Origin of the sequence: Vibrio sp. B7 (assembly GCF_963888765.1) — a bacterium.
Lineage (GTDB): Bacteria > Pseudomonadota > Gammaproteobacteria > Enterobacterales > Vibrionaceae > Vibrio > Vibrio anguillarum.
Map to the genome: position 1 here is coordinate 224,675 of NZ_CAWPKR010000036.1, position 20,664 is coordinate 245,338.

The window sequence follows — 20,664 nt, forward strand, 5'->3', positions numbered from 1 at the left end:
GAATTTGTTAGAGGCGCTCTGTAAACATGATTGAATTAGAAAATTACCAAGGACTTATTTTTGATATGGATGGTACGTTGCTTGACACCATGCCAGCGCATTTAGAGGCTTGGTCAAAAACAGCGCAACATTTTCGCTTCCCATTCTCAGAACAGTGGTTGCACAGTTTAGGTGGCATGCCTAGCGCTAAAATCGTTTCACAAATCAATAAGCTGCACGATCTCAAATTGGTGCCAGAGCTGGTCGCTCAATTTAAAATGGCGGCATTTTCTTCTATCGAAAATAGTGGCGAGGTAATTTCTTGTACTCATGAAGTTGTTGAGCAGTTTTATGGTAAAAAGAAGCTTGCGATTGGGACTGGAAGCCAAAGGCAAAGTGCACTCGCATTGCTTAAAAAGTCTGGGCTATTAAATCGCTTTGATGCTGTAGTAACGGCGTCTGATGTTGAAAACCATAAACCGAATCCAGATACATTTTTGCGTGCAGCCTTTTTATTAGATCTCGAACCTAAGCATTGTGTGGTGTTTGAAGATACTCATTTGGGTAAACAAGCCGCTCACGCTGGAGGAATGGATTGTGTGATGGTAGAGGAAGGAAAACTGGTGTTTTATCCAGTCCCTTCTCAAGAATAGAGCCGCGTAATGCGGCTCAACACCGCTTTACTGGATTTCAATTAATTCCACATCAAAAATTAGTACGGATGCCGGTGGGATAGGGCCGCTGCCACTTTTGCCATAACCTAAATTACTGGGTATGAACAGGCGCATTTTTTGTCCTTCCACCATCAGTTGTAGGCCTTCCTGCCAGCCTTGAATCACCTGCTTCAAACCAAACACAATCGGGTCGTTACGTTCAACCGAGCTATCAAACACCGAACCGTCAAGTAAAGTACCGTGATAATGCACTTTTACACGACTGTTGGCTTTCGGATGAACGGTGCCAGTACCTTGTTGGAGTACGAGATATTGTAGGCCACTTTCGGTTGTTATCACGCCATCTTGCTGAGTATTTTCAGCCAAAAACGCTTGGCCTTTAGCAAAATTTTCATCGGCAATTTTGTGGTTATTCCACGTACGATAGATAAAAAAGCCAGCCAGTAAAAAAATAATAATTGGAAATACAAATTTAGACATATTTTTAAAGCCTTGTGGATTAGGGGTGAGTCAATAAATATGAGATGGTATTCGCGATATCTGCTACATCTTTATGACCGGAGGTGATGACTAAATATTTGCCTTTCACAATAAAGGTTGGAACGGCATTGATTTGGCCTTTTACTGAAATATCATCAGCGAGCTGAATCTCTTGGAATAACTGTTTTTGCTGCTCATCATCTAACGAATACGGGCTGATTAGCCCTCGCTGGCTGAAGGCCAAATCAATCGCTTCTTTACGCTCACTTAACGTTACTTCTTGATCCATTTGCACGACCGAAAATAGCTGTTCCATCATGGCATGATCGGGAATTGCTCCCAGTTGCATCACGGCTGAATAGTAAATCATGGCTCCAATCTGTGCGCCTTCGTTAAAGGTGACATGCAGTTTACCAAATGTTTCGCCTGTTATTTTCTCTAGCTCTGGGATGACCTTTTCCATTGAACGACAGTGTCCGCAAGTCAGCGAAAACACTTCCGTGACGGCTGGCAGGCGGTATGTTGCAAGACTTACGGGAAGCTCATCATATTGTTTCCCTTTTTGTGGCGTAGTGTTGTCACCGCAGCCTGCTAGAATCAGTAGTGTTGTGATGAGAGCCAACCAATAGCGTGTGTTTTTTTTCATAACGAGTATTGAGTTAAAAAAGAATACTTGAATTCTAACGGCTTACCGTGACAAGGAAAACAGAAACAACGACGAAATTGCTACCAAATATATATAAAGTTTTACAGTCTTGGCCGATACAGTTTAGGTAGTAAGAGAATGGAGTGATGCTTGAATGAAGTATTTAGCCTTACCGTTATTGATGTTGTTAACGGGGTGTGGAACATTAGCCACCGCAGATCGGATGTTTAGCGACAATCTATTGGATGCAGCGCCAAAAGGTGATTTTGACGTGCTCTACCCTGAATGGGGCTATGCGCCGAAGATTGCTTCAACAGGTGTTCAAGGCCCGATGGGACAGCAGCGCGTGAGTAGTTATGATTCTTTGCAAAGTTTTTTATTGAAGAATGGCGTTGATTACGAGGTTCTCCCGGGTAACCACATTATGGTTAAATTGAAAGATACGGTGAAATTTGAAACGGGCTCGTCCACCGTCTCCTCTGGTTCTGGTGACTGGCTTACTATGATGGGACGTTATTTAGCCTCAGAACCCGGTATTGATATTGTGATTGATGGCCATACGGACAGTAGTGGAGCGCCAACTTTTAATGATGGTTTGTCTGAACGTCGAGCGAAAGCGGTAAAGAACACTTTAGTGAAAAGTAATGTGGCGATGGACTCTATTTTTACCCGTGGATATGGTGAATACGTTCCGGCTTGTACGAATAAAACCAATGCAGGTAAAGCATGTAACCGTCGTGTGGAAGTGTTATTTATTGTTTCCAATAATTAAGTTATGCCTTTTGGTGGCATGCCTTTTAAGTGATGTATCTCTTTTCACACGCGACAAGCTCAAAAAAGCCCAGCGAATGACTCGCTGGGCTTTTGCATTAAAAATAAGAAGACTTAAGCAAGCAGTTCTTGTGCTTGTTTCACCACGTTTTCAGTCGTAAAGCCGAACATTTTGAACAGTTGATCCGCCGGTGCTGACTCACCAAAGGTAGTCATACCGATGATCTTGCCGCCAAAACCAACGTACTTGTACCAGAAATCCGCGATACCTGCTTCAATAGCGATACGCTTAGTCACGGCTGCTGGTAGTACGGCTTCGCGGTAGGCTGCGTCTTGTTTATCAAACGCATCGGTCGATGGCATCGAAACTACGCGCACTTTCTTACCTTCAGCTGTAAGTTGCTCTGCAGCTTTTACCGCCAGTTCAACTTCAGAGCCAGTGGCAATCAGGATAAGCTCAGGCTGACCCGCGCACTCTTTTAGGATGTAACCACCTTTCGCGATATCCGCAACTTGCGTTTCACTGCGTGGTTGCTGCGCTAGGTTTTGACGAGAGAAAATCAGCGCTGATGGGCCATCTTTACGCTCAATCGCCAACTTCCATGCGACGGCTGATTCCACTTGGTCACACGGACGCCATGTGCTCATGTTTGGTGTCAAACGCAGTGAAGCCACTTGCTCAACCGGTTGATGGGTTGGGCCATCTTCACCCAACCCGATAGAGTCGTGCGTGTACACTTGAATGTTCTGAATCTTCATCAGCGCGGCCATTCGCATTGCATTACGGGCGTATTCCATAAACATCAGGAAGGTTGCGCCGTAAGGAACGAAGCCACCGTGCAGCGCGATACCATTCATGATGGCAGTCATACCGAATTCACGCACACCATAGTGAATGTAGTTACCCGAGAAATCTTCCGCCGTGAGCGATTGAGAGCCCGACCACATGGTGAGGTTGGACGGTGCCAAGTCTGCCGAGCCGCCCATAAATTCTGGCAGCATTTTACCAAACGCTTCCAGCGCATTTTGTGACGCTTTACGTGACGCAATATTGGCTGGGTTAGCTTGAAGGTCAGCGATAATTTGACTCGTTTTCGCTTCCCATTCTGCTGGCAACTCGCCATTTACGCGGCGTTTGAACTCAGCGGCTTCGGCTGGGTAAGCGGCGGCGTAGGCTTCAAACTTGGCGTTCCAATCGGTTTCTTTCGCTTGGCCAGCTTCTTTGGCATCCCACTGCGCGTAAATGTCGGCAGGGATGTGGAAAGGTGCATGCGACCAACCCAGGAATTCACGCGCTGCTTTGATTTCTTCAGCGCCTAAAGGGGCACCGTGACAGTCGTGTGAGCCCGCTTTATTTGGCGAACCAAAACCGATGATGGTTTTGGTGCAAATCAAGGTTGGACGAGGGTCTGCTTTTGCAGCCTCAATCGCGGCATTAATCGCTTCAGCGTTATGGCCATCAACCGCAGCAATAACATGCCAGCCGTACGCTTCAAAACGTTTTGGCGTGTCATCAGAGAACCAGCCTTCCACATGACCATCGATAGAGATGCCGTTGTCATCCCAAAACGCAATCAGTTTGCCAAGGCCCAGTGTGCCCGCCAGAGAACACGCCTCGTGCGAGATGCCTTCCATCAAACAACCATCACCCATGAACACATAAGTGAAGTGGTCAACGATGTCGTGACCCGGTTTGTTGAACTGCGCCGCCAGTGCTTTTTCAGCCATCGCCATGCCGACCGCATTGGTAATACCTTGGCCTAGTGGGCCCGTGGTGGTTTCAATGCCCGGCGCGTAACCGTATTCTGGGTGACCCGGTGTTTTTGAGTGCAATTGACGGAAGTTTTTCAAATCATCAATCGACAGCGCGTAACCGCTCAGGTGCAATAAAGAGTAAATCAGCATTGAGCCGTGGCCGTTTGACAGCACAAAACGGTCGCGGTCAGCCCATTGTGGGTTTTGTGGGTTGTGGTTTAAGTGACTACGCCAAAGCACTTCAGCGATATCGGCCATACCCATCGGTGCACCAGGGTGACCAGAGTTAGCTTGTTGAACACCGTCCATACTAAGAGCACGGATGGCATTGGCTAATTGTTTACGTTCCATAATAATTACCGACAAATAATAGAGTTAGAAAGGAAAGGGGAACGTTAATCGTTCCCCAAATTTTAATTCGTAAGTGGATTACAACTTGGCTGCAATCATGACTTCAAGTTTGCCTTGGTCAATGGCAAAATTACGGATGCCTTCCGCTAATTTTTCTACGGCCATTGGGTCTTGGTTATGTTCCCATAGGAACTCTGCATGGGTCATTGCTGCAGGGCGTTCTTTGTTACCTTGAGAGTCAACCAGTTTTTCAACCACTTCACCTTCAGCTGCTTCGAGTTCTGCCAGTAAAGAAGGGGCAATAGTCAAACGATCACAGCCTGCTAACTCTAAAATTTCACCGATATTACGGAAGCTTGCGCCCATCACGACTGTCTTGTAGCCATGCTCTTTGTAGTAATTGTAAATAGCAGTCACGGACAATACACCAGGATCTTCTTGCGGTGCAAAATCACGGCCTTCTTTGGCTTTATACCAATCCATAATGCGGCCGACGAATGGAGAAATCAGGAATACGCCTGCTTCTGCACACGCGCGTGCTTGAGCAAAGGAGAATAATAGAGTCAGGTTACAGTTGATGCCTTCTTTTTCAAGGATCTCTGCTGCGCGAATACCTTCCCAAGTTGAAGCCAGCTTGATCAAAATACGGTCGTTAGTAATGCCAGCATCGTTGTACATTTTGATCAGTTGGCGCGCTTTTGTCACGCTACCTTCCATATCATAAGAGAGGCGAGCATCGACCTCGGTAGAAATACGGCCCGGAATCGTTTTTAGGATCTCTTTACCGATATTGACAGCAAGCATGTCACAAGTATCTTGAACTTGTTGAGCCTTGTCTGAGCTCTGTGTTTTTGCGTATGCGATAGAAGCATCAATCAGTGGCGCGTATTCTGCAATTTGAGCCGCTTTAAGAATGAGAGATGGGTTAGTGGTCGCATCTTCTGGTTGGTATTTTTTGATTGCGTCAATTTCACCAGTGTCAGCAACAACAGTCGTCATTTTACGAAGTTGCTCTAATTTATTGCTCATATCGATCATCCTATTTCTTTGGGCCAAGCCAGATTTTGAGTTTGCTGGGCATTTGCAAGCGGGTTAGCAATCACATAGTCATGTCTTACACATGCCAGAAAAGCTAACTCAATTATTTCCAGCGACCGAACATTTGCGTTGAACATTTGCTCGATCGTTGAGTAAATGATATAGCCATATTTATCTTATCCACTGGGAAAGTCAATCGCTGTTCTGAGGTTATAGTGATATCAATCAACTATTTTTTTGTGAATTAATCTAAGTGCTGACAAATAAACGTTTGCTTAGATTTATCAAGGGTTGAAAGCGAACGTTACTGTGCATTGATCAGAGTGAGAAAATGTAATTTCCGTGAGCAAATGTTGCAAAGTAAATGAGGCTTAACCTATGCTAGGTCAATGAGCAAATGCTCAATTGTCGTTATTCTGCGCACAATATTGACCATGAGATCCCGTATGACCACTCCCAATCAAGACATTTCTATCGAAAATACTGACTTATTAACTGAAATTTCAGTGGCTTATTACCAAGATGGTGCAACTCAAGAAGAGATCTCGAAAAAGTTTTCTCTTTCACGAGCCAAAGTAGGGCGAATGCTTAAACAGGCACGCGATGAAGGGATTGTCGAAATTACGGTGAAATATCACCCTGTTTTTAGCGCCAAAATTGAGCAGCGACTGATTGAACGCTTTGGCGTAAAACGTGCGCTGGTTGCACTTGACCAACCTAGCGAAGAGTTGCAGCGCCAACAAGTGGCGGGGTTGGTTTCCAATTACCTGACCAGTACGCTAAAAAACGGCATGGTTGTGACCGTTGGTCAAGGCCGAAATGTATCGGCCGTGGCGCATCATATTGGCGTGATCACACCGCGAGAGTGTAAGTTTGTCTGTAGTATTGGTGGCATTCACCCAAGGGGTGGGATGTTTAATGCGGATCATATCTGTCGGCAACTGGCCAAAAAATACGGTGGAAGCTCTGAAACGCTTTATGCGCCTGCCTATGCTGAAAATCGCGAACAAAAATTAGCATTTATGCAAAATGCAACCGTCAAACAAACCTTAGATTTAGCACGTAAGGCAGACATTGCGTTAGTGGGTATTGGGGATATGAGTGAAAACAGCTACATGGTCGATCTCGGTTGGTTTACCGCCGATGAAGTGGTGCAGTCGCGTTTACAGCAAGGTGTGGTGGGGGATTTCGCTGGTTATGATTTTTTTGATATCCACGGTAAAGCTGCCAATACGGTGATGAGCGATCGTGTGATTGGGTTAGGGATTGACGAATTTCGACCGATTGCTGAGGTGATCGCTATCGCGGCTGAAAACAGCAAACCTTTAGCGCTGCTTGGGGCGCTACGCACCGGTGCAATTGATGTGATTGCCACCAGCGTAAGCAACGCGTTAACGGTATTGAATTTAGATGAGCAGATACAAACCGTCACAGAATCGTCAATTTGAATTTAACCTATATAATCCTTTAGCCTCTGAATCAATTCCCACGACGGTGGGGATTGATTCAGAGGCTAAAGCTCAATAGGCAGCTCAGTGCGCTGCCCCCATTCTGTCCACGAACCATCGTAAACGCACAGTTTTTCGTAGCCGCAAATTTGCGCAGCCAGCAGCACAATACAGGCGGTTACGCCTGAGCCACAACTGAAAATGTATTGCTCTTTTCCAGCAGCCAGCGTCGCTTGCATAATAGGTTGTAGATCTTGCGGTGATTTAAGCTTATGCCCATTCATCAACTCTGTAAAAGGTAAGCAAATAGAGTGAGGAATATGGCCGCTGCGCACGCCTTCTCTTGGTTCTTTCACTTGACCCAAAAAACGGGCTTGTGAACGTGCATCAACAGTTAAGCTCTCTGGGTTCTCTATTTGTGCAAGCACATAGTCTGCGTTCACAAAATAGCGAGGATCGAGCGTGCCATGGAAGTTTCCGTGTTTAAAGGCATGTGTGTACTCTTTTACAACGGGTAAACCTTGGCGTTTCCATTCTGTTAATCCACCATCAAGAACGTATACCGACGCATGTCCCATTGCTTTGAGCATCCACCATGCCCTCGGTGATGCAAACGTTCCGCTATTGTCATAGACAACGACGATCGAATCGTGGTTTAAACCGATCGATTGTCCTAATTGATTAAAGCGTTCTTCACTAGGCATCATATGAGGTAGTGGCGATTGTAGGTCACAGAATTCACCATCATAATCAAAGCGCCGAGCGCCGGGAATGTTATGCAGAGTATCTTTCTCAGTTTCACTGGGAATTTGGAATTCAATACTGCAATCAAGAATAACGGTGCGCGGGTCGCCTAACTTTTGTGCTAGCCATTGGGGGGAGACGAGTGGTGACATGAGTTTAACTCTCCTATTGTGTGGGCTGATGCGGTGGACGAACGAGAAAGACATTATTGAGTCTTTGTCGTTCATTTACTGGCAAGTCTGGCAGTGAGCGAGTTTGATTAAGTTCATTTCTCTCCACGTCATTGAAAGAGCGTCCAACATCAAAATTTTGCCTTGTTTTACCTGCCCATATTGAGCGATCACTTTGATCGCTTCCATAGCTTGTACCGCGCCAATAATCCCGACGACAGGGGCCATTACGCCCGCTTCGACGCAAGTGAGTACGTTACTACCAAAAAGAGCGCTTAAACATTGGTAACAGGGCTCGTCTGGGTGCTGATACATAAACACGCTGACTTGCCCTTCCATACGAATCGCGGCACCAGATACCAGTGGTGTTTTAGTTTGAAAGCAGAGTTTATTCAATTGGTTACGAGTATCAAGGTTATCTGATGCATCCAGCACTAAAGAATGCTGTTCAATTAATGCTTTCAATTGTGCATCTTCAAGGCGTTGATCAACGGTATTTACCGTTAAATACGGGTTAAGCATACGCAGTGACTCTGCCGCTGAGTCCACTTTTTTACGTCCAATATCGGCATCGCTATGCAGCACTTGGCGCTGTAAATTAGAGAGCTCAACCACATCATCATCGATGAGCGTGAGTGAACCAACACCTGCCGTGGCAAGGTATTGGCTTGCAGCGCAGCCCAATCCTCCTGCGCCAAGAATTAAAATAGAGCTTTGTTTAAGTGCTTCTTGTCCTTCAAAATCAAACTGTTTGAGAATGATTTGTCGGTTGTAACGCAGTAGCTCTTGATCAGATAGGATCTCCATAGTGATCCTTAATACAAGCTGGGATTAAAAAGTTGGATATTGACGGTTTCGCCCACTTCCACTCGGCCACGATCTTGTTCTAACACCACAAAACAGTTGGCGAGACTCATCGAACGAAATGCCCCCGAACTTTGGTTTCCGGTAGTTTCAACAACAAACTGGCCATTTTCAATTGTGTAAATACCGCGTTGGTAGTCAGTACGGCCCGGTGATTTTTTAAAGGCATTTTTAGTGATGGCTGGAATGGACTCCGGTGCTTTCCACTGAGTGTGTCCAGCCAATTTAGCCAGCATAGGTTGCACCAAGACGTATAGGGTTAATACGGCTGAGACGGGGTTGCCAGGTAAGCCACAGAACCAAGCATGATCTAATGTTCCAAATGCAAACGGTTTGCCCGGTTTTATTGCCAGTTTCCAAAAACCGATTTCTCCGAGTTCTTGCAAAATATCTTTGGTATAGTCAGCTTCGCCTACACTTACGCCGCCAGAAGTAATAACCACATCGGCCAAATGTTGAGCTTTATCGAAGGTAGCTTTTAAAGTGGCAGGGCAATCAGCAATGATCCCAAGATCAATCGCTTCACAACCAAAATTCTCAATTAATGGTTTAATGCCATAACGATTACTGTCATAGATTTGCCCCTCAGCAAGAGGTTCACCGAGTGGTTTTAGCTCATCTCCAGTTGAGAAAAAGGCCACTTTAGGTTTACGAAAAACGGTCACATGGCTGATGCCGAGTGTGGCAATCATTGGGATATCACGCGAAGTCAAGCGAGCCCCTTTATGTAGCACTACATCGCCTTGTTTGATGTCATCACCAGTGGGGCGAATATTTTGCTGAGGCTTTGCATTCGGCTGTAGAAAGCAGATACCATTTTCGTTTTCGGTCGTTTGCTCTTGCATGATCACCGCGTCGCAACCAGCTGGAATTTTCGCGCCAGTCATAATTCTCACGCAACTGTTGGCTGGCCACGGCCCTTCAAATGGAAGACCGGCAAAAGATTTGCCAGCCAGCGGCAGGGTGGTTGACTGTTGCAGGTCAGCTAATCGAATAGCGTATCCATCCATCGCTGAGTTATCGAAAGGCGGCACAAAAATGGGTGAGAGTAACTCTTCGGCCAACACATAGCCTAACGCGTCGGCTAGCGGTAGTTTCAGCGTCGTTTGGATGGGTTTGATATTCGCTAGCATTGTCTCTAACGCTTGTTCGATAGGCATTAAGCCCGGTGAATCACAACAGCCCATGGTCGGTTCCTATAGCTTTTTTCTTTGCGAGGACTTTATCATACATTGCTTACGGGCAATAATGACCATCCTTAAAATATGGATGTAATTATTCAAAATTCCGAGTATCCTTGTCTGCCATCCGAAAGGGGTAAAAAGTAAGAGGAATCGGAATGCTAGGTCTTAGCGAATCAGCAAAGTTGGTCAAAGATGCGCTAGAGAGCCGAGGTTTGGAAACGCCTATGCGTCCAAATGAGGTTACTCGTGAAGAAAAGAAAGAAAAAATCGAACACCATATGCGTGAGATCCTCACACTACTCGGTCTTGACCTGACCGACGACAGTTTAGAAGAGACGCCCCATCGAATTGCGAAAATGTATGTGGATGAAGTGTTTTCCGGCCTCGATTATCAAAACTTCCCCAAAATTACTGTGATCGAAAACAAGATGAACGTCAGTGAAATGGTGCGTGTAAAAGAGATTACCGTGACCAGTACCTGTGAGCATCATCTTGTGACTATCGATGGTAAAGCTGCGGTGGCGTATATCCCAAGAGGCAAGATAATTGGTCTTTCTAAGATTAACCGTATTGTACGTTTTTTTGCTCAGCGCCCCCAAGTTCAAGAGCGAATGACACAGCAGATTCTGGTGGCTTTGCAAACCTTACTCGGTTCAGACGATGTCGCGGTCACCATTGATGCCACTCATTACTGTGTTAAGTCACGTGGTGTTATGGATGCGACCAGTGAAACGACCACCACAGCATTAGGCGGTATTTTTAAATCTAACCCTGCCACCCGCGCCGAATTTTTCCATGGTTTACATTAATCGAATCTCAGTTGAGTCCATCGATTAACGTTGATCAACTAAAAAAGCCCTCGCAAGTGAAGCCGAGGGCTTTTTCGTTTTACCATGCACGCTTTATTGAAACAGAGCCAAATTTTATTTAAACAGAACCAAGTACTCGCCATAGCCCTCAGCTTGCATCGCCTCTTTTGGTACAAATCGCATCGCGGCAGAGTTCATGCAGTAGCGTAAGCCGGTTGGTGCTGGTCCATCCTCAAAGACATGGCCTAGGTGAGAATCTGCAAAACGGCTGCGCACTTCGGTTCTGGTATAAAAAAGCCGAGAATCGCTTTTGGTCGCAATATATGCTTCATTAATTGGCCGAGTAAAACTGGGCCAGCCTGTACCAGAACGGTATTTGTCGGTAGAAGAGAATAATGGCTCTCCGCTGACCACATCGACATAAATACCATCGGCTTTGTTATCCCAATACTCATTGTTAAATGCGCGTTCAGTACCTTCTTCTTGCGTCACGTAATATTGCAAATCAGTCAATTTGGCGCGTATCTTTTCATTAGAAGGTTTGGTGTATACCTTAACGTTGTTTTGCATGTTTTGCATGTTTTGCATGTTTTGCGCTTCGATCAATTGACGTAAGGTTTTTGGATGCTCATTACGATCTTTACCGAAGATGGTATCAAGATATTGATCACGTCCGGAAGCATGACGATAGTAGGTGTAACGTACTTTGCTCTTTTTATAAAAATCTTGGTGGTACTCTTCAGCAGGCCAAAATTGGTTGTATTGAATCAGCTCTGTTTTGAGCGGCTTTTTGAAGATCCCTAGCGCATTGATTTCTTGCATAAAGCGCTGCGCGGTCTGCTTCTGTTCACTGTTGTGATAAAAAATGGCAGGCCGATACTGTGGGCCTCTATCAACAAACGAGCCTTGATCATCTGTCGGATCAATGTGGCGGAAAAAATGATCCAATACATTCTCGTAGCTGACAACTTGTGGATCAAAGGTCACTTGAATCACTTCAATGTGGCCCGATTTTCCTGATGAGACCTGTTTATAGGTTGGATTTTCAAGGCTGCCACCCGCATAACCAGAGACAACGCTAATGACACCGTTGAGTTTTTCAAGATCAGATTCTGTACACCAAAAACAGCCCCCAGCTAATGTCGCGATTTGCTGATTACCAATGCTGGGCATGGTTTTAGGCTGAGTTTCTGCTTGGCTAAATAGCGAAAACAGAATAGGCACAATAAGCGCTATTGAGAATATAAAGGGAGTAAAACGTTTCATAACCGACCTTACTTATTTTTTATTGATACTGGTAAAGAACGGTGAAAAGCGCAAAAAATTACAGAGAAAGAAAACAAATAGCGTGAAGAAAGCCTTTCTGAGCCCGAAGATTTGCGCTCAGAAAGGTTAATTTCGAACAATAATATCAGGTTAGGCCGATAATATTTCCTTTAGAATCAATGTCTAAATACATGAAGGCGGGTTTTTCAGGAAGGCCAGGCATGGTCATCACGTTGCCGCATAGTGCGTAGATAAAGCCAGCACCCGCACAGAGCTTTAATTCGCGAATCGGTACATCAAAACCTTTTGGTGCACCTTTAATCGCAGCGTTGGTTGAAATTGAAAGCGGCGTCTTCGCCAAACAGACAGCAAGTTTCCCGTAACCTTGCTCTTGCATGTTGTGCATTTGACGTTGTGCTTTATCACTAAAAGTGACGCTTGCCGCGCCATAGCCCTTTTTCGCTACGGCGTTGATCTTATCTTCGATCGTCTGCTGTGCTTGGTATAACGGTGTGAACGTACTCACTTTTTGACACTGCTTAATGACTTTGGAAGCAAGCTCAGTCGTCCCTTCGCCTCCAAGAGCAAAACCTTCACTCAGTGCAACCTCAACCTTATAAGGTAGTGCGTGAATCATCATGGCGAGCTGCTCAAGCTCTTCTTGGCTGTCTTGTGGAAAGCGGTTAATGGCAACTACGGCGGGTATTCCATACTTACTCACATTTTCAATATGCCATTTGAGATTTTCAAAACCGGACACCAACGCGGCATGGTCTGGCTGAAATAGAGTGTCGGGAACTGGCTGACCGGGACGCAATTCATACAGACCAGAGTTCGCTTTTAAGCCGCGAAGTGTGGTGACGATAACGGCGCAATCTGGCGCTTTCCCAGATGTCGCAGCTTTAATATTGCACGCCTTTTCAAATCCCATATCAGAGCCAAAGCCGCCTTCTGTTACAGTAAATTCGGCTAACCTTGTGGCGATGTCATCGGCGATAATAGAAGAGTTACCGTGCGCGATATTGGCAAAAGGCCCGGCGTGAATCAGTGTCGGTACGCCTTCTAACGTTTGCATTAATGTAGGTTCAATCGCCTCTTTCATACTGACAGCCATCGCCCCAGCGACTTGCAAATCTTCAGTGGTAATCGGTGTACCATGGTGGCTATAGGCGACGACAATCCGCCCAATCCGTTGACGCAGATCGTTTAAGTTTTTGGCTAAGGCAAGAATCGCCATCAGCTCAGAAGCCGCTGAAATATCAAAACCATCTTCACGCTCAAAGCCATTGATTGATTTATCCGTTTCATTTCGGCCAACGGTAACCATGCGCAATGCGCGATCGTTGTGATCCATCACTCGCTTCCAAACCACATTATTCGGGTCGATACGCAGTGCTTTCATTGCGGTGCGCTGCTCGAAATCGTCATAACCAAGGCGCTGTTCGTGATAGATCCGGGCATCTATCGCCGCTGCCGCTAGGTTATGCGCGGCTGTGACGGCGTGGATATCGCCAGTGAGATGCAAATTGAGCTCTTCCATTGGTGCCACTTGTGAATAACCGCCGCCAGCGGCTCCGCCCTTAACACCAAAGATTGGTCCCATTGAGGGTTGACGAATACATGCCATCACCGAATGACCCAATTTTGCCATTCCTTGTGATAGGCCGATGGTCGTGACGGTTTTTCCTTCCCCTAATGGCGTTGGGGTAATGGCAGTCACAAGGATTAACTTTCCAACCGTTTGTGTTTGCAAACGTTCAAGGCAACTTAATGAAATTTTCGCCTTAAAGCGGCCTTGGCTGTGGAATTCGCTGGCGGTGAATCCTGCTTTGTTAGCGATAGCCTCTATGGAGGTTAATGAAGTGGCGCGGCAAATTTCAATATCAGGCAGCATAAAACCCTCATTATTTAGTATTGTACGGGTTGGGAAAACGTTTGCGTCGCGATAATAACGTCAAAAAATGGGTTGTAAAGTTATTTGATGAGTGGATTATAAACTAATGTCTGAGCTTTTAGCTCGATTCTTCGTTCTCTTTTGTGTCATTGTCGTTGGGCTCTTTATGATGATCATCTTCAAGTTGATCACTATCTTGTTGATCATAATGCTTGACGACAAAGGGGGTTAACATAACGGAAGAGGGAAGAAAACGTTTCATATGGATTTCCTTGTTTGTTAGTAACTGAACATATGGTATTGAAACTCGACTTACACTGCTTTAGCTCTGACGGCCTTTACTCTATAATGCGGCGTTTTTACTAGGCCAACCTTACCTCACTGCGGATATTTTATGATTTCAAAAAACCAACTGAAACTACTTCGTGCTTTAGGCCAAAAGAAACAGCGCAAGGCTCATGGCCTGTTTTTAGTGCAAGGCGAAAAGAACGTGTTGGAATTGATTAACAGCCAACTGACGGTAAAGCAGGTTTTTGCCACTGCGGAGTTTATCGCACAAAACCGCGTTGAGCTTAGTGTTTTTGAATGCATTGAGGCCACATTAGATGACTTAACCAAAGCCAGCACTTTGGTGAGCAATAATGCGGCAATCGCCGTCGTTGAGATCCCCGAAGTGACGGTGCCTGAAGCAAAAGGATTGATGATCGCTCTCGATGGTGTTTCTGACCCCGGTAATTTAGGGACGATTATCCGTGTCGCTGATTGGTATGGCATTAAACACATTGTCGCTAGCCACGATTGCGCCGATCCATACAATCCCAAGACCATCAGTGCCACCATGGGTAGCTTTGGGCGTGTTACGGTGAGCCAAGTGGATTTGAGTGCTTATTTACAGAGTTCAAATCTACCTGTTTATGGGGCTTTTTTAGAAGGTGAGAGCGTACATCATACGAAATTTGCAGCAGAAGGGATTTTATTGATGGGCAGTGAATCGCATGGTATTCGTGCCGAAGTGGCTCAATATGTCACCGACAAAATCACCATTCCCGCCTTCGGGGGAGCAGAGTCACTTAACGTAGCAATGGCTACGGGTATTATTTTGGATAACCTGCGCCGCCAACATCACTAGATCAAACCAAGATCACTCGGTCAATAAGTAAAGCTTAAAAGTTGTTGCTTTGGATTGTCGTCAAAAAGCGTGATAACGGATGCCGTGTTTGCGCTTTTTTTATAACGCTAGTTATAAAAAGAAAAGACTACTTCTCTAACATCCCCAGTTTGTTTGGCACGCCATTCCATTTTTCAGCATCATCCATGGCTGGTCTGACTTCGGTTTGCACCGGCCATATATCGGCAAGCTCAGCATTGAGTTCGATGTAAATCTTCTGATCTTCTGGGAGTTCATCTTCTTGAAAGATAGCTTGAGCTGCACATTCAGGAACACATAAACCGCAATCAATGCATTCAATGGGGTTGATCACCATAAAATTGGGACCTTCGTGAAAGGCATCTGCAGGGCATACCGCGACACAGTCAGTAAATTTACATTGGATGCAATTATCCGTTACGACAAACGCCATGATGATCAGCTCTTAGTTAGTCAAAAATGAAGAATGGGGATAATACGCATCCCAAGTTAAATTTCAACATCCAACGCTATGAATATCTAGCGTAACGTGTGATGAATTCGGGATTTAGTATGACAGATAACGCCATTTCCCGTAAAATGCGCGCCATTGTGAGCGGGCCGCTTGCGGCTTTGGCTAAGACACCGACTAAAACGAGACACCGACATGATACGTTTAACCGAAATTAAACTTCCTTTGGACCACGAGGAAGGGGCAATTTTTGCTGCTATTACTGAAAAACTTGGTATTGCTGATGAACAAGTTCTTTCATTCAATATGTTTAAACGTGGCTACGATGCTCGTAAGAAAACGAAAATCATGCTGATTTACACGCTAGATGTGAGCGTGGAGAATGAAACAGAGTTGCTTGCTCAGTTTGCTGATGATCCGCATGTGAAAGTGACGCCGGATATGGAGTACAAATTCGTTGCTCAAGCGCCAGCGAATCTTACTGAGCGCCCAGTGGTGATAGGCTTTGGCCCTTGTGGTCTATTCGCAGGACTGATTCTTGCTCAAATGGGGTTTAACCCAATCATTGTCGAGCGTGGTAAAGAAGTGCGCGAACGCACCAAAGATACCTTTGGTTTTTGGCGTAAACGTACATTGAATACTGAATCTAACGTGCAGTTTGGCGAAGGTGGAGCGGGAACTTTTTCTGATGGAAAACTCTATAGCCAAGTGAAAGATCCTAACTTCTATGGTCGTAAGGTCACTACAGAATTTGTCGCTGCGGGCGCACCTGCTGAAATCATGTACGTGAGCAAACCGCACATTGGCACGTTCAAATTGGTGACCATGATTGAAAAAATGCGTGCCAAAATTATCGAATTAGGCGGTGAAATTCGTTTTAGTACTCGTGTTGATGACATTCACATCGAAGAAGGGCAAATTACCGGGCTTACGCTGTCAAATGGTGAAGAAATTAAAACGCGTCATGTTGTCCTTGCGGTCGGTCATAGCGCACGTGATACCTTTGAAATGCTGCATGAACGTGGCGTTTATATGGAAGCCAAACCCTTTTCAGTAGGGTTCCGTATTGAACATAAACAATCAATGATTGATGAAGCGCGTTTTGGTGCGAATGCGGGTAACCCCATTCTTGGCGCGGCGGACTACAAATTGGTTCACCACTGTAAGAATGGCCGCACTGTTTATAGCTTCTGCATGTGCCCCGGTGGCACGGTAGTGGCGGCTACTTCTGAAGAGGGGCGCGTTGTGACCAATGGCATGAGCCAATATTCTCGCGCAGAACGTAATGCTAACAGTGCGATTGTAGTGGGTATTGATCCTGAACGTGATTATCCCGGTGATCCGCTAGCGGGCGTGCGCTTCCAACGTGAACTTGAATCACGAGCTTATCAACTTGGCGGCGAAAACTACGATGCACCAGCACAAAAAATTGGTGACTTTTTACAAGGTCGTGATCCGAGTGCGTTAGGTGATGTCGAACCCTCTTTTACACCCGGCATCAAGTTGACAGATATTTCAAAAGCGTTGCCTGATTTTGCTATTGAAGCCATTCGTGAAGCGATCCCAGCGTTTGATAAGCAGATCAAAGGATTTGCCTCTGAGGATGGTTTGTTAACTGGAGTAGAAACTCGCACGTCATCACCCATTTGCATTAAACGGGGTAAAGATTTCCAAAGCATCAACCTGAAAGGCTTTTATCCGGCAGGTGAAGGTGCAGGTTATGCGGGCGGGATTTTATCAGCAGGCATTGATGGTATTAAAGCGGCCGAAGCATTGGCGCTTTCTATGGTTAACGAAGCTGAAAAAGCATCATAATTTGCAATATTAAGCATAAGAAAAGGCTCATTGGAGCCTTTTTTATTACAGGGACGATTAGATTCGTTATCACATTGAATTTTAAAAGTTTCTTCTGATAGAGATTATCATTTAACTAAAAACAATCTAAACTAGCCCGAACATTATGAGGAGAGATCATGAAGTACGACTGGATTTTATTTGACGCTGACGAGACCTTGTTTCATTTTGATGCTTTCAAAGGTATGCAGCTGATGTTTGAGCGCAAAGGAGTGTTGTTTACTGAACAAGATTTTGCGCAGTACCAAGAAGTTAACAAACCACTGTGGGTCGATTACCAAAATGGTGATATCACGGCGGCGCAGTTGAAGCATACTCGTTTTGCAGAGTGGGCAGAAAAGCTCGCGACGACAACCACGGAATTAAACAGCGCGTTTCTTGAAGCCATGGCTGATATTTGTACTCCACTACCAGGAGCAAAAGAGTTATTGGATGCCCTTACAGGTCGAGCGAAACTTGGCATCATTACTAATGGTTTTACCGAACTTCAAGCGATTCGTTTGCAAAGAACGGGGATGAGTGAATACTTTGACCACGTGATTATTTCAGAAGAGGTTGGTGTAGCGAAACCTGATCACGGGATTTTTGCCTACGCGTTAGACAAAATGGGCAACCCTGCTAAAAATCGTGTATTGATGGTAGGAGATAACCCGCATTCCGATATTCTAGGTGGCTTGAATTTTGGTATTGAGACCTGTTGGCTAAACTCTACTGGCGCAAGTGCTGTTGAGGGTATTGAGCCACACTACCATGTGCGTTCATTGCACGAGCTTAAAGATATTTTGGTCGCATAATTATTTACAATGATGTGGCTTGGGGTGTGGAGTGATGATATCGACCTCCACACCAACAAATCGATTCGTTAGCGGTTGAATTCACCGTCACGCTCAGGTTGATAAACTACATCAAGAATCTCAATCACTCTTTCTCTACCACCTGGCATTGGCCAACTTAGCTGTTGACCAACAGCTAGGCCCAACAATGCACTGCCTACTGGGGCAAAAACAGAGATATCTTGACTGCTTTTCACTTCATGCGGATACACAAGATTTTTTTCGATCACTTCATCACTGTCGATAAACTTGAAGCGTACGGTCGAATTCATGCTCACCACATTATTTGGCATCTCTTGCGGGGCGACAATGGTGGCTCTATCCAACTCAGCCTCGAGCTTTTCTAACTCTGGCGTTAGTTTAGGCATGCCATCCAGTAATGCGGATATTCTGTCCATATCAAGGCTTGAAACTAAGACAGGTGCTAAGTTTGACATTTTTAATACTCCAAAAAGAAATACCGCCCAAAAGCTAGGCGGTATAAAAATTAACGTCAATGTTATTGCGATTCAGGCTATGACATTAATCTTGTTCGACATAGAATGCAAATAATACGGTATCAGTTTGTTATGAATTTGGCATGCACGTATTTAGGTTGGGAGTGGATGTTGTGCAGTACGTAAAAATTAAAGATGTGATTGTTGAACAAATCGATGCTGGCATGCTTGCCCCTCGTCAAAAATTACCTTCTGAACGAAAACTTGCAGAGTCGTTTAATACCACACGCGTTACCCTGCGTGAGGCTTTGTCTCTGTTGGAAGCGGATGGCAAGATCTACCGAGAAGATCGGCGAGGTTGGTTTATTTCTCCCGAGCCGATACGTTACGACCCAACCCAAACTCTGAATTTTACCAACATGGCTTTAGCACAAAACCGAGTACCAAAAACGGAACTGATGATGGCAAAAGCGCTATTAGCCAATAAACAAGCATCGCTCTTATTGGGATTAAAGCCATTTTCGGATGTTTACCAAATTGATCGTGTGCGTTATTTAGAAGATCGCCCCGTGGTCTATGTGACGAATTACGTGCGCCCTGAATTGTTTCCCAACTTGCTGACTTTCGATTTGTCTCAATCACTGACGGATATTTATCGCGACCATTTTGCCGTGGAGTATCAAACAGTCCGTTATCGAATTACCACTAGCTCTTTGCTTGGTCATATGGCGCAAGCGCTACGCGCTACATCAGGCACTCCGGCGATGGTCGTTGAGCGCATTAATTATAATCAACAGGGTGAACTGATCGATTGTGGCATCGAATACTGGCGACATGACGCGATTTGTATTGAGTCGTTAGCCAAGCTAACCGTGGCCCGCTGAGGCTATGTCCGTTAAAGCTATGTTCGTTGAAAATTGAGCGCATTCAATGAAAAAGGCGACCTCTATTAAGTCACCTTTTTACTGTGTTATTGCTGTTTATGACTGAGTTTGTGCATCCGTTTGTTTGAGCTGTTTATGCCCATCTTCACTGACGCCACGTTTCCAGTAGCTGCTGATATAAATATAGTCTTTGGCTATCTCTTTTTCATTGCGAAAATACTCTCTTAGCGCGCGCATGGTATCAAATTCACACGCACACCATACCGAGCCATTCTCACCCAGCCAATTTTTCTCGATAACCGAAGTCGCCAAATTGGTGCTGCTGTCTTTCACTACCCAAGAGATCTCTATGTTCTCCGGAGCCTGTAGTGCCTGTTTGTCATCCACATGCTCAATTTCAATTACTGCATAACCTTTTGCATCACGTGGTAAGCGTTTTAATTGAGCTGCAAGAGCAGGGATCGCGGTCATGTCAGCGGCTAAGAAAAACCATTTCCCATTGGGATTCAACCCTTGAGCTTTACCTGGGCCAGCGATTGAAATCGTATCACCAATGGCCGTATGCATCGCCCATCTGACTGCAAATCCGCACTGCTTATCTTCCGCTTCGTGCCGTACAAAATCGATTTCAATGCGATTGTTGGTCGCATCAAAACTTCGAATGGTATAAGTGCGCATTATTGGGCGCTGATCAGGGGTTAACCGTGACAAATCAGTGCCACCATCTTCACTAAACAACAGCTTGATATAATCGCCTTCGTTTTCAAGTGTAAAATGCTCAATTGAGTCACCCTGTAACGTAATGCGTTGCAGGGAAGGCGAAATCTGCTGACTACCCACAACCGTGAGTGGATAGAAAGAGCGTTTAGGTTCTGTTTCTTTTTTCATTATTCTCTAGATTACCGTTTTGTCTTTTGTAGGTATAACCTTAAACTGAGTGCTCAATTGATTCAATGATAATAACTATCATTTACGTTATTTTACT

At 45.2% G+C, this 20,664-nt stretch carries 21 protein-coding genes; 8 read left to right on the forward strand and 13 right to left on the reverse strand.

From position 1 onward, the window contains the following. Positions 1-26 precede the first annotated feature (26 nt). The gene (locus tag AACV32_RS13435; protein ID WP_017046438.1) at positions 27-632 is read left to right on the forward strand and encodes a beta-phosphoglucomutase family hydrolase; all 606 of its coding nucleotides are present in this window, start codon (positions 27-29) and stop codon (positions 630-632) included. 27 nt (positions 633-659) lie between these two features. Here AACV32_RS13435 and AACV32_RS13440 read toward each other — a convergent pair whose 3' ends face one another. Next, positions 660-1,133 (reverse strand): FKBP-type peptidyl-prolyl cis-trans isomerase, encoded by a 474-nt coding sequence (locus tag AACV32_RS13440; RefSeq protein WP_017046439.1) that lies wholly within the window; start codon positions 1,131-1,133, stop codon positions 660-662. 19 nt (positions 1,134-1,152) lie between these two features. Then, positions 1,153-1,779 carry a thioredoxin domain-containing protein gene (locus AACV32_RS13445; RefSeq protein WP_170895269.1) on the reverse strand — a complete coding sequence of 209 codons (627 nt, stop codon included), beginning with the start codon at positions 1,777-1,779 and terminating at the stop codon, positions 1,153-1,155. 154 nt (positions 1,780-1,933) lie between these two features. On the opposite strand from AACV32_RS13445, the gene AACV32_RS13450 reads away from it, so the two are divergent. Beyond that, complete coding sequence (locus AACV32_RS13450) at positions 1,934-2,551, forward strand: OmpA family protein (RefSeq protein WP_013867846.1); 618 nt, start codon at positions 1,934-1,936, stop codon at positions 2,549-2,551. Positions 2,552-2,664: 113 nt separating this feature from the next. Here AACV32_RS13450 and tkt read toward each other — a convergent pair whose 3' ends face one another. Both tkt and tal read right to left on the reverse strand, forming a co-directional pair. Then, the gene (gene tkt / locus AACV32_RS13455; RefSeq protein ID WP_306690528.1) at positions 2,665-4,659 is read right to left on the reverse strand and encodes a transketolase; all 1,995 of its coding nucleotides are present in this window, start codon (positions 4,657-4,659) and stop codon (positions 2,665-2,667) included. Positions 4,660-4,734: 75 nt separating this feature from the next. Continuing rightward, positions 4,735-5,685, reverse strand: a complete 951-nt coding sequence (tal, locus tag AACV32_RS13460; RefSeq protein ID WP_026027792.1) for a transaldolase — start codon at positions 5,683-5,685, stop codon at positions 4,735-4,737. A gap of 455 nt (positions 5,686-6,140) precedes the next feature. Here tal and AACV32_RS13465 point away from each other — a divergent pair, with 455 nt between their 5' ends. Next, positions 6,141-7,142 carry a sugar-binding transcriptional regulator gene (locus tag AACV32_RS13465; protein ID WP_170895271.1) on the forward strand — a complete coding sequence of 334 codons (1,002 nt, stop codon included), beginning with the start codon at positions 6,141-6,143 and terminating at the stop codon, positions 7,140-7,142. A gap of 65 nt (positions 7,143-7,207) precedes the next feature. Here the strand turns inward: AACV32_RS13465 and AACV32_RS13470 are convergent, their stop codons facing one another. From AACV32_RS13470 to moeA, 3 genes are read right to left on the reverse strand one after another with little or no spacing between them, the layout of a single operon-like run. Next, a complete protein-coding gene (locus AACV32_RS13470; RefSeq protein ID WP_170895272.1) occupies positions 7,208-8,092 on the reverse strand; it encodes a sulfurtransferase in 885 nt (294 codons plus the stop codon). A 21-nt stretch (positions 8,093-8,113) separates the two neighbouring features. After that, entirely contained in the window at positions 8,114-8,863 is a 750-nt protein-coding gene (gene moeB / locus AACV32_RS13475) for a molybdopterin-synthase adenylyltransferase MoeB (protein WP_094145690.1), read from the reverse strand. Between the two features lie 8 nt (positions 8,864-8,871). Then, positions 8,872-10,107 (reverse strand): molybdopterin molybdotransferase MoeA, encoded by a 1,236-nt coding sequence (moeA, locus tag AACV32_RS13480; protein WP_017046934.1) that lies wholly within the window; start codon positions 10,105-10,107, stop codon positions 8,872-8,874. A gap of 152 nt (positions 10,108-10,259) precedes the next feature. Between moeA and folE the strand changes: the two genes are divergently transcribed. Beyond that, positions 10,260-10,913, forward strand: a complete 654-nt coding sequence (gene folE, locus AACV32_RS13485) for a GTP cyclohydrolase I FolE (protein ID WP_013867838.1) — start codon at positions 10,260-10,262, stop codon at positions 10,911-10,913. Positions 10,914-11,027: 114 nt separating this feature from the next. On the opposite strand, the gene msrB is transcribed toward folE, so the two are convergent. The 3 genes from msrB to AACV32_RS13500 form a co-directional block, all read right to left on the reverse strand. Further along, entirely contained in the window at positions 11,028-12,179 is a 1,152-nt protein-coding gene (gene msrB, locus AACV32_RS13490) for a peptide-methionine (R)-S-oxide reductase MsrB (protein ID WP_170895273.1), read from the reverse strand. Positions 12,180-12,324: 145 nt separating this feature from the next. Next, on the reverse strand, positions 12,325-14,073 hold the full coding sequence (locus AACV32_RS13495) for a formate--tetrahydrofolate ligase (RefSeq protein WP_170895274.1): 1,749 nt from the start codon (positions 14,071-14,073) through the stop codon (positions 12,325-12,327). A gap of 118 nt (positions 14,074-14,191) precedes the next feature. Next, positions 14,192-14,335 carry a hypothetical protein gene (locus AACV32_RS13500; protein ID WP_013867835.1) on the reverse strand — a complete coding sequence of 48 codons (144 nt, stop codon included), beginning with the start codon at positions 14,333-14,335 and terminating at the stop codon, positions 14,192-14,194. Between the two features lie 132 nt (positions 14,336-14,467). On the opposite strand from AACV32_RS13500, the gene AACV32_RS13505 reads away from it, so the two are divergent. Next, positions 14,468-15,202, forward strand: coding sequence for an RNA methyltransferase (locus AACV32_RS13505; protein ID WP_088729640.1), 735 nt, complete (start codon positions 14,468-14,470; stop codon positions 15,200-15,202). Positions 15,203-15,329: 127 nt separating this feature from the next. Here AACV32_RS13505 and fdxA read toward each other — a convergent pair whose 3' ends face one another. Then, positions 15,330-15,653 carry a ferredoxin FdxA gene (gene fdxA / locus AACV32_RS13510; RefSeq protein ID WP_170895275.1) on the reverse strand — a complete coding sequence of 108 codons (324 nt, stop codon included), beginning with the start codon at positions 15,651-15,653 and terminating at the stop codon, positions 15,330-15,332. Between the two features lie 213 nt (positions 15,654-15,866). Here fdxA and AACV32_RS13515 point away from each other — a divergent pair, with 213 nt between their 5' ends. Together AACV32_RS13515 and yjjG are read left to right on the forward strand one after the other, a co-directional pair. Beyond that, the gene (locus AACV32_RS13515; RefSeq protein WP_038148414.1) at positions 15,867-17,486 is read left to right on the forward strand and encodes an NAD(P)/FAD-dependent oxidoreductase; all 1,620 of its coding nucleotides are present in this window, start codon (positions 15,867-15,869) and stop codon (positions 17,484-17,486) included. 158 nt (positions 17,487-17,644) lie between these two features. Next, positions 17,645-18,319 (forward strand): pyrimidine 5'-nucleotidase, encoded by a 675-nt coding sequence (yjjG, locus tag AACV32_RS13520; protein ID WP_017045536.1) that lies wholly within the window; start codon positions 17,645-17,647, stop codon positions 18,317-18,319. Between the two features lie 68 nt (positions 18,320-18,387). Here the strand turns inward: yjjG and rnk are convergent, their stop codons facing one another. Then, complete coding sequence (gene rnk / locus AACV32_RS13525; protein ID WP_026027712.1) at positions 18,388-18,795, reverse strand: nucleoside diphosphate kinase regulator; 408 nt, start codon at positions 18,793-18,795, stop codon at positions 18,388-18,390. A 173-nt stretch (positions 18,796-18,968) separates the two neighbouring features. Between rnk and phnR the strand changes: the two genes are divergently transcribed. After that, complete coding sequence (gene phnR / locus AACV32_RS13530; protein WP_026027711.1) at positions 18,969-19,679, forward strand: phosphonate utilization transcriptional regulator PhnR; 711 nt, start codon at positions 18,969-18,971, stop codon at positions 19,677-19,679. Positions 19,680-19,775: 96 nt separating this feature from the next. Here phnR and AACV32_RS13535 read toward each other — a convergent pair whose 3' ends face one another. After that, a complete protein-coding gene (locus AACV32_RS13535) occupies positions 19,776-20,567 on the reverse strand; it encodes a siderophore-interacting protein (RefSeq protein WP_094164972.1) in 792 nt (263 codons plus the stop codon). Between the last annotated feature and the right edge of the window lie 97 nt (positions 20,568-20,664).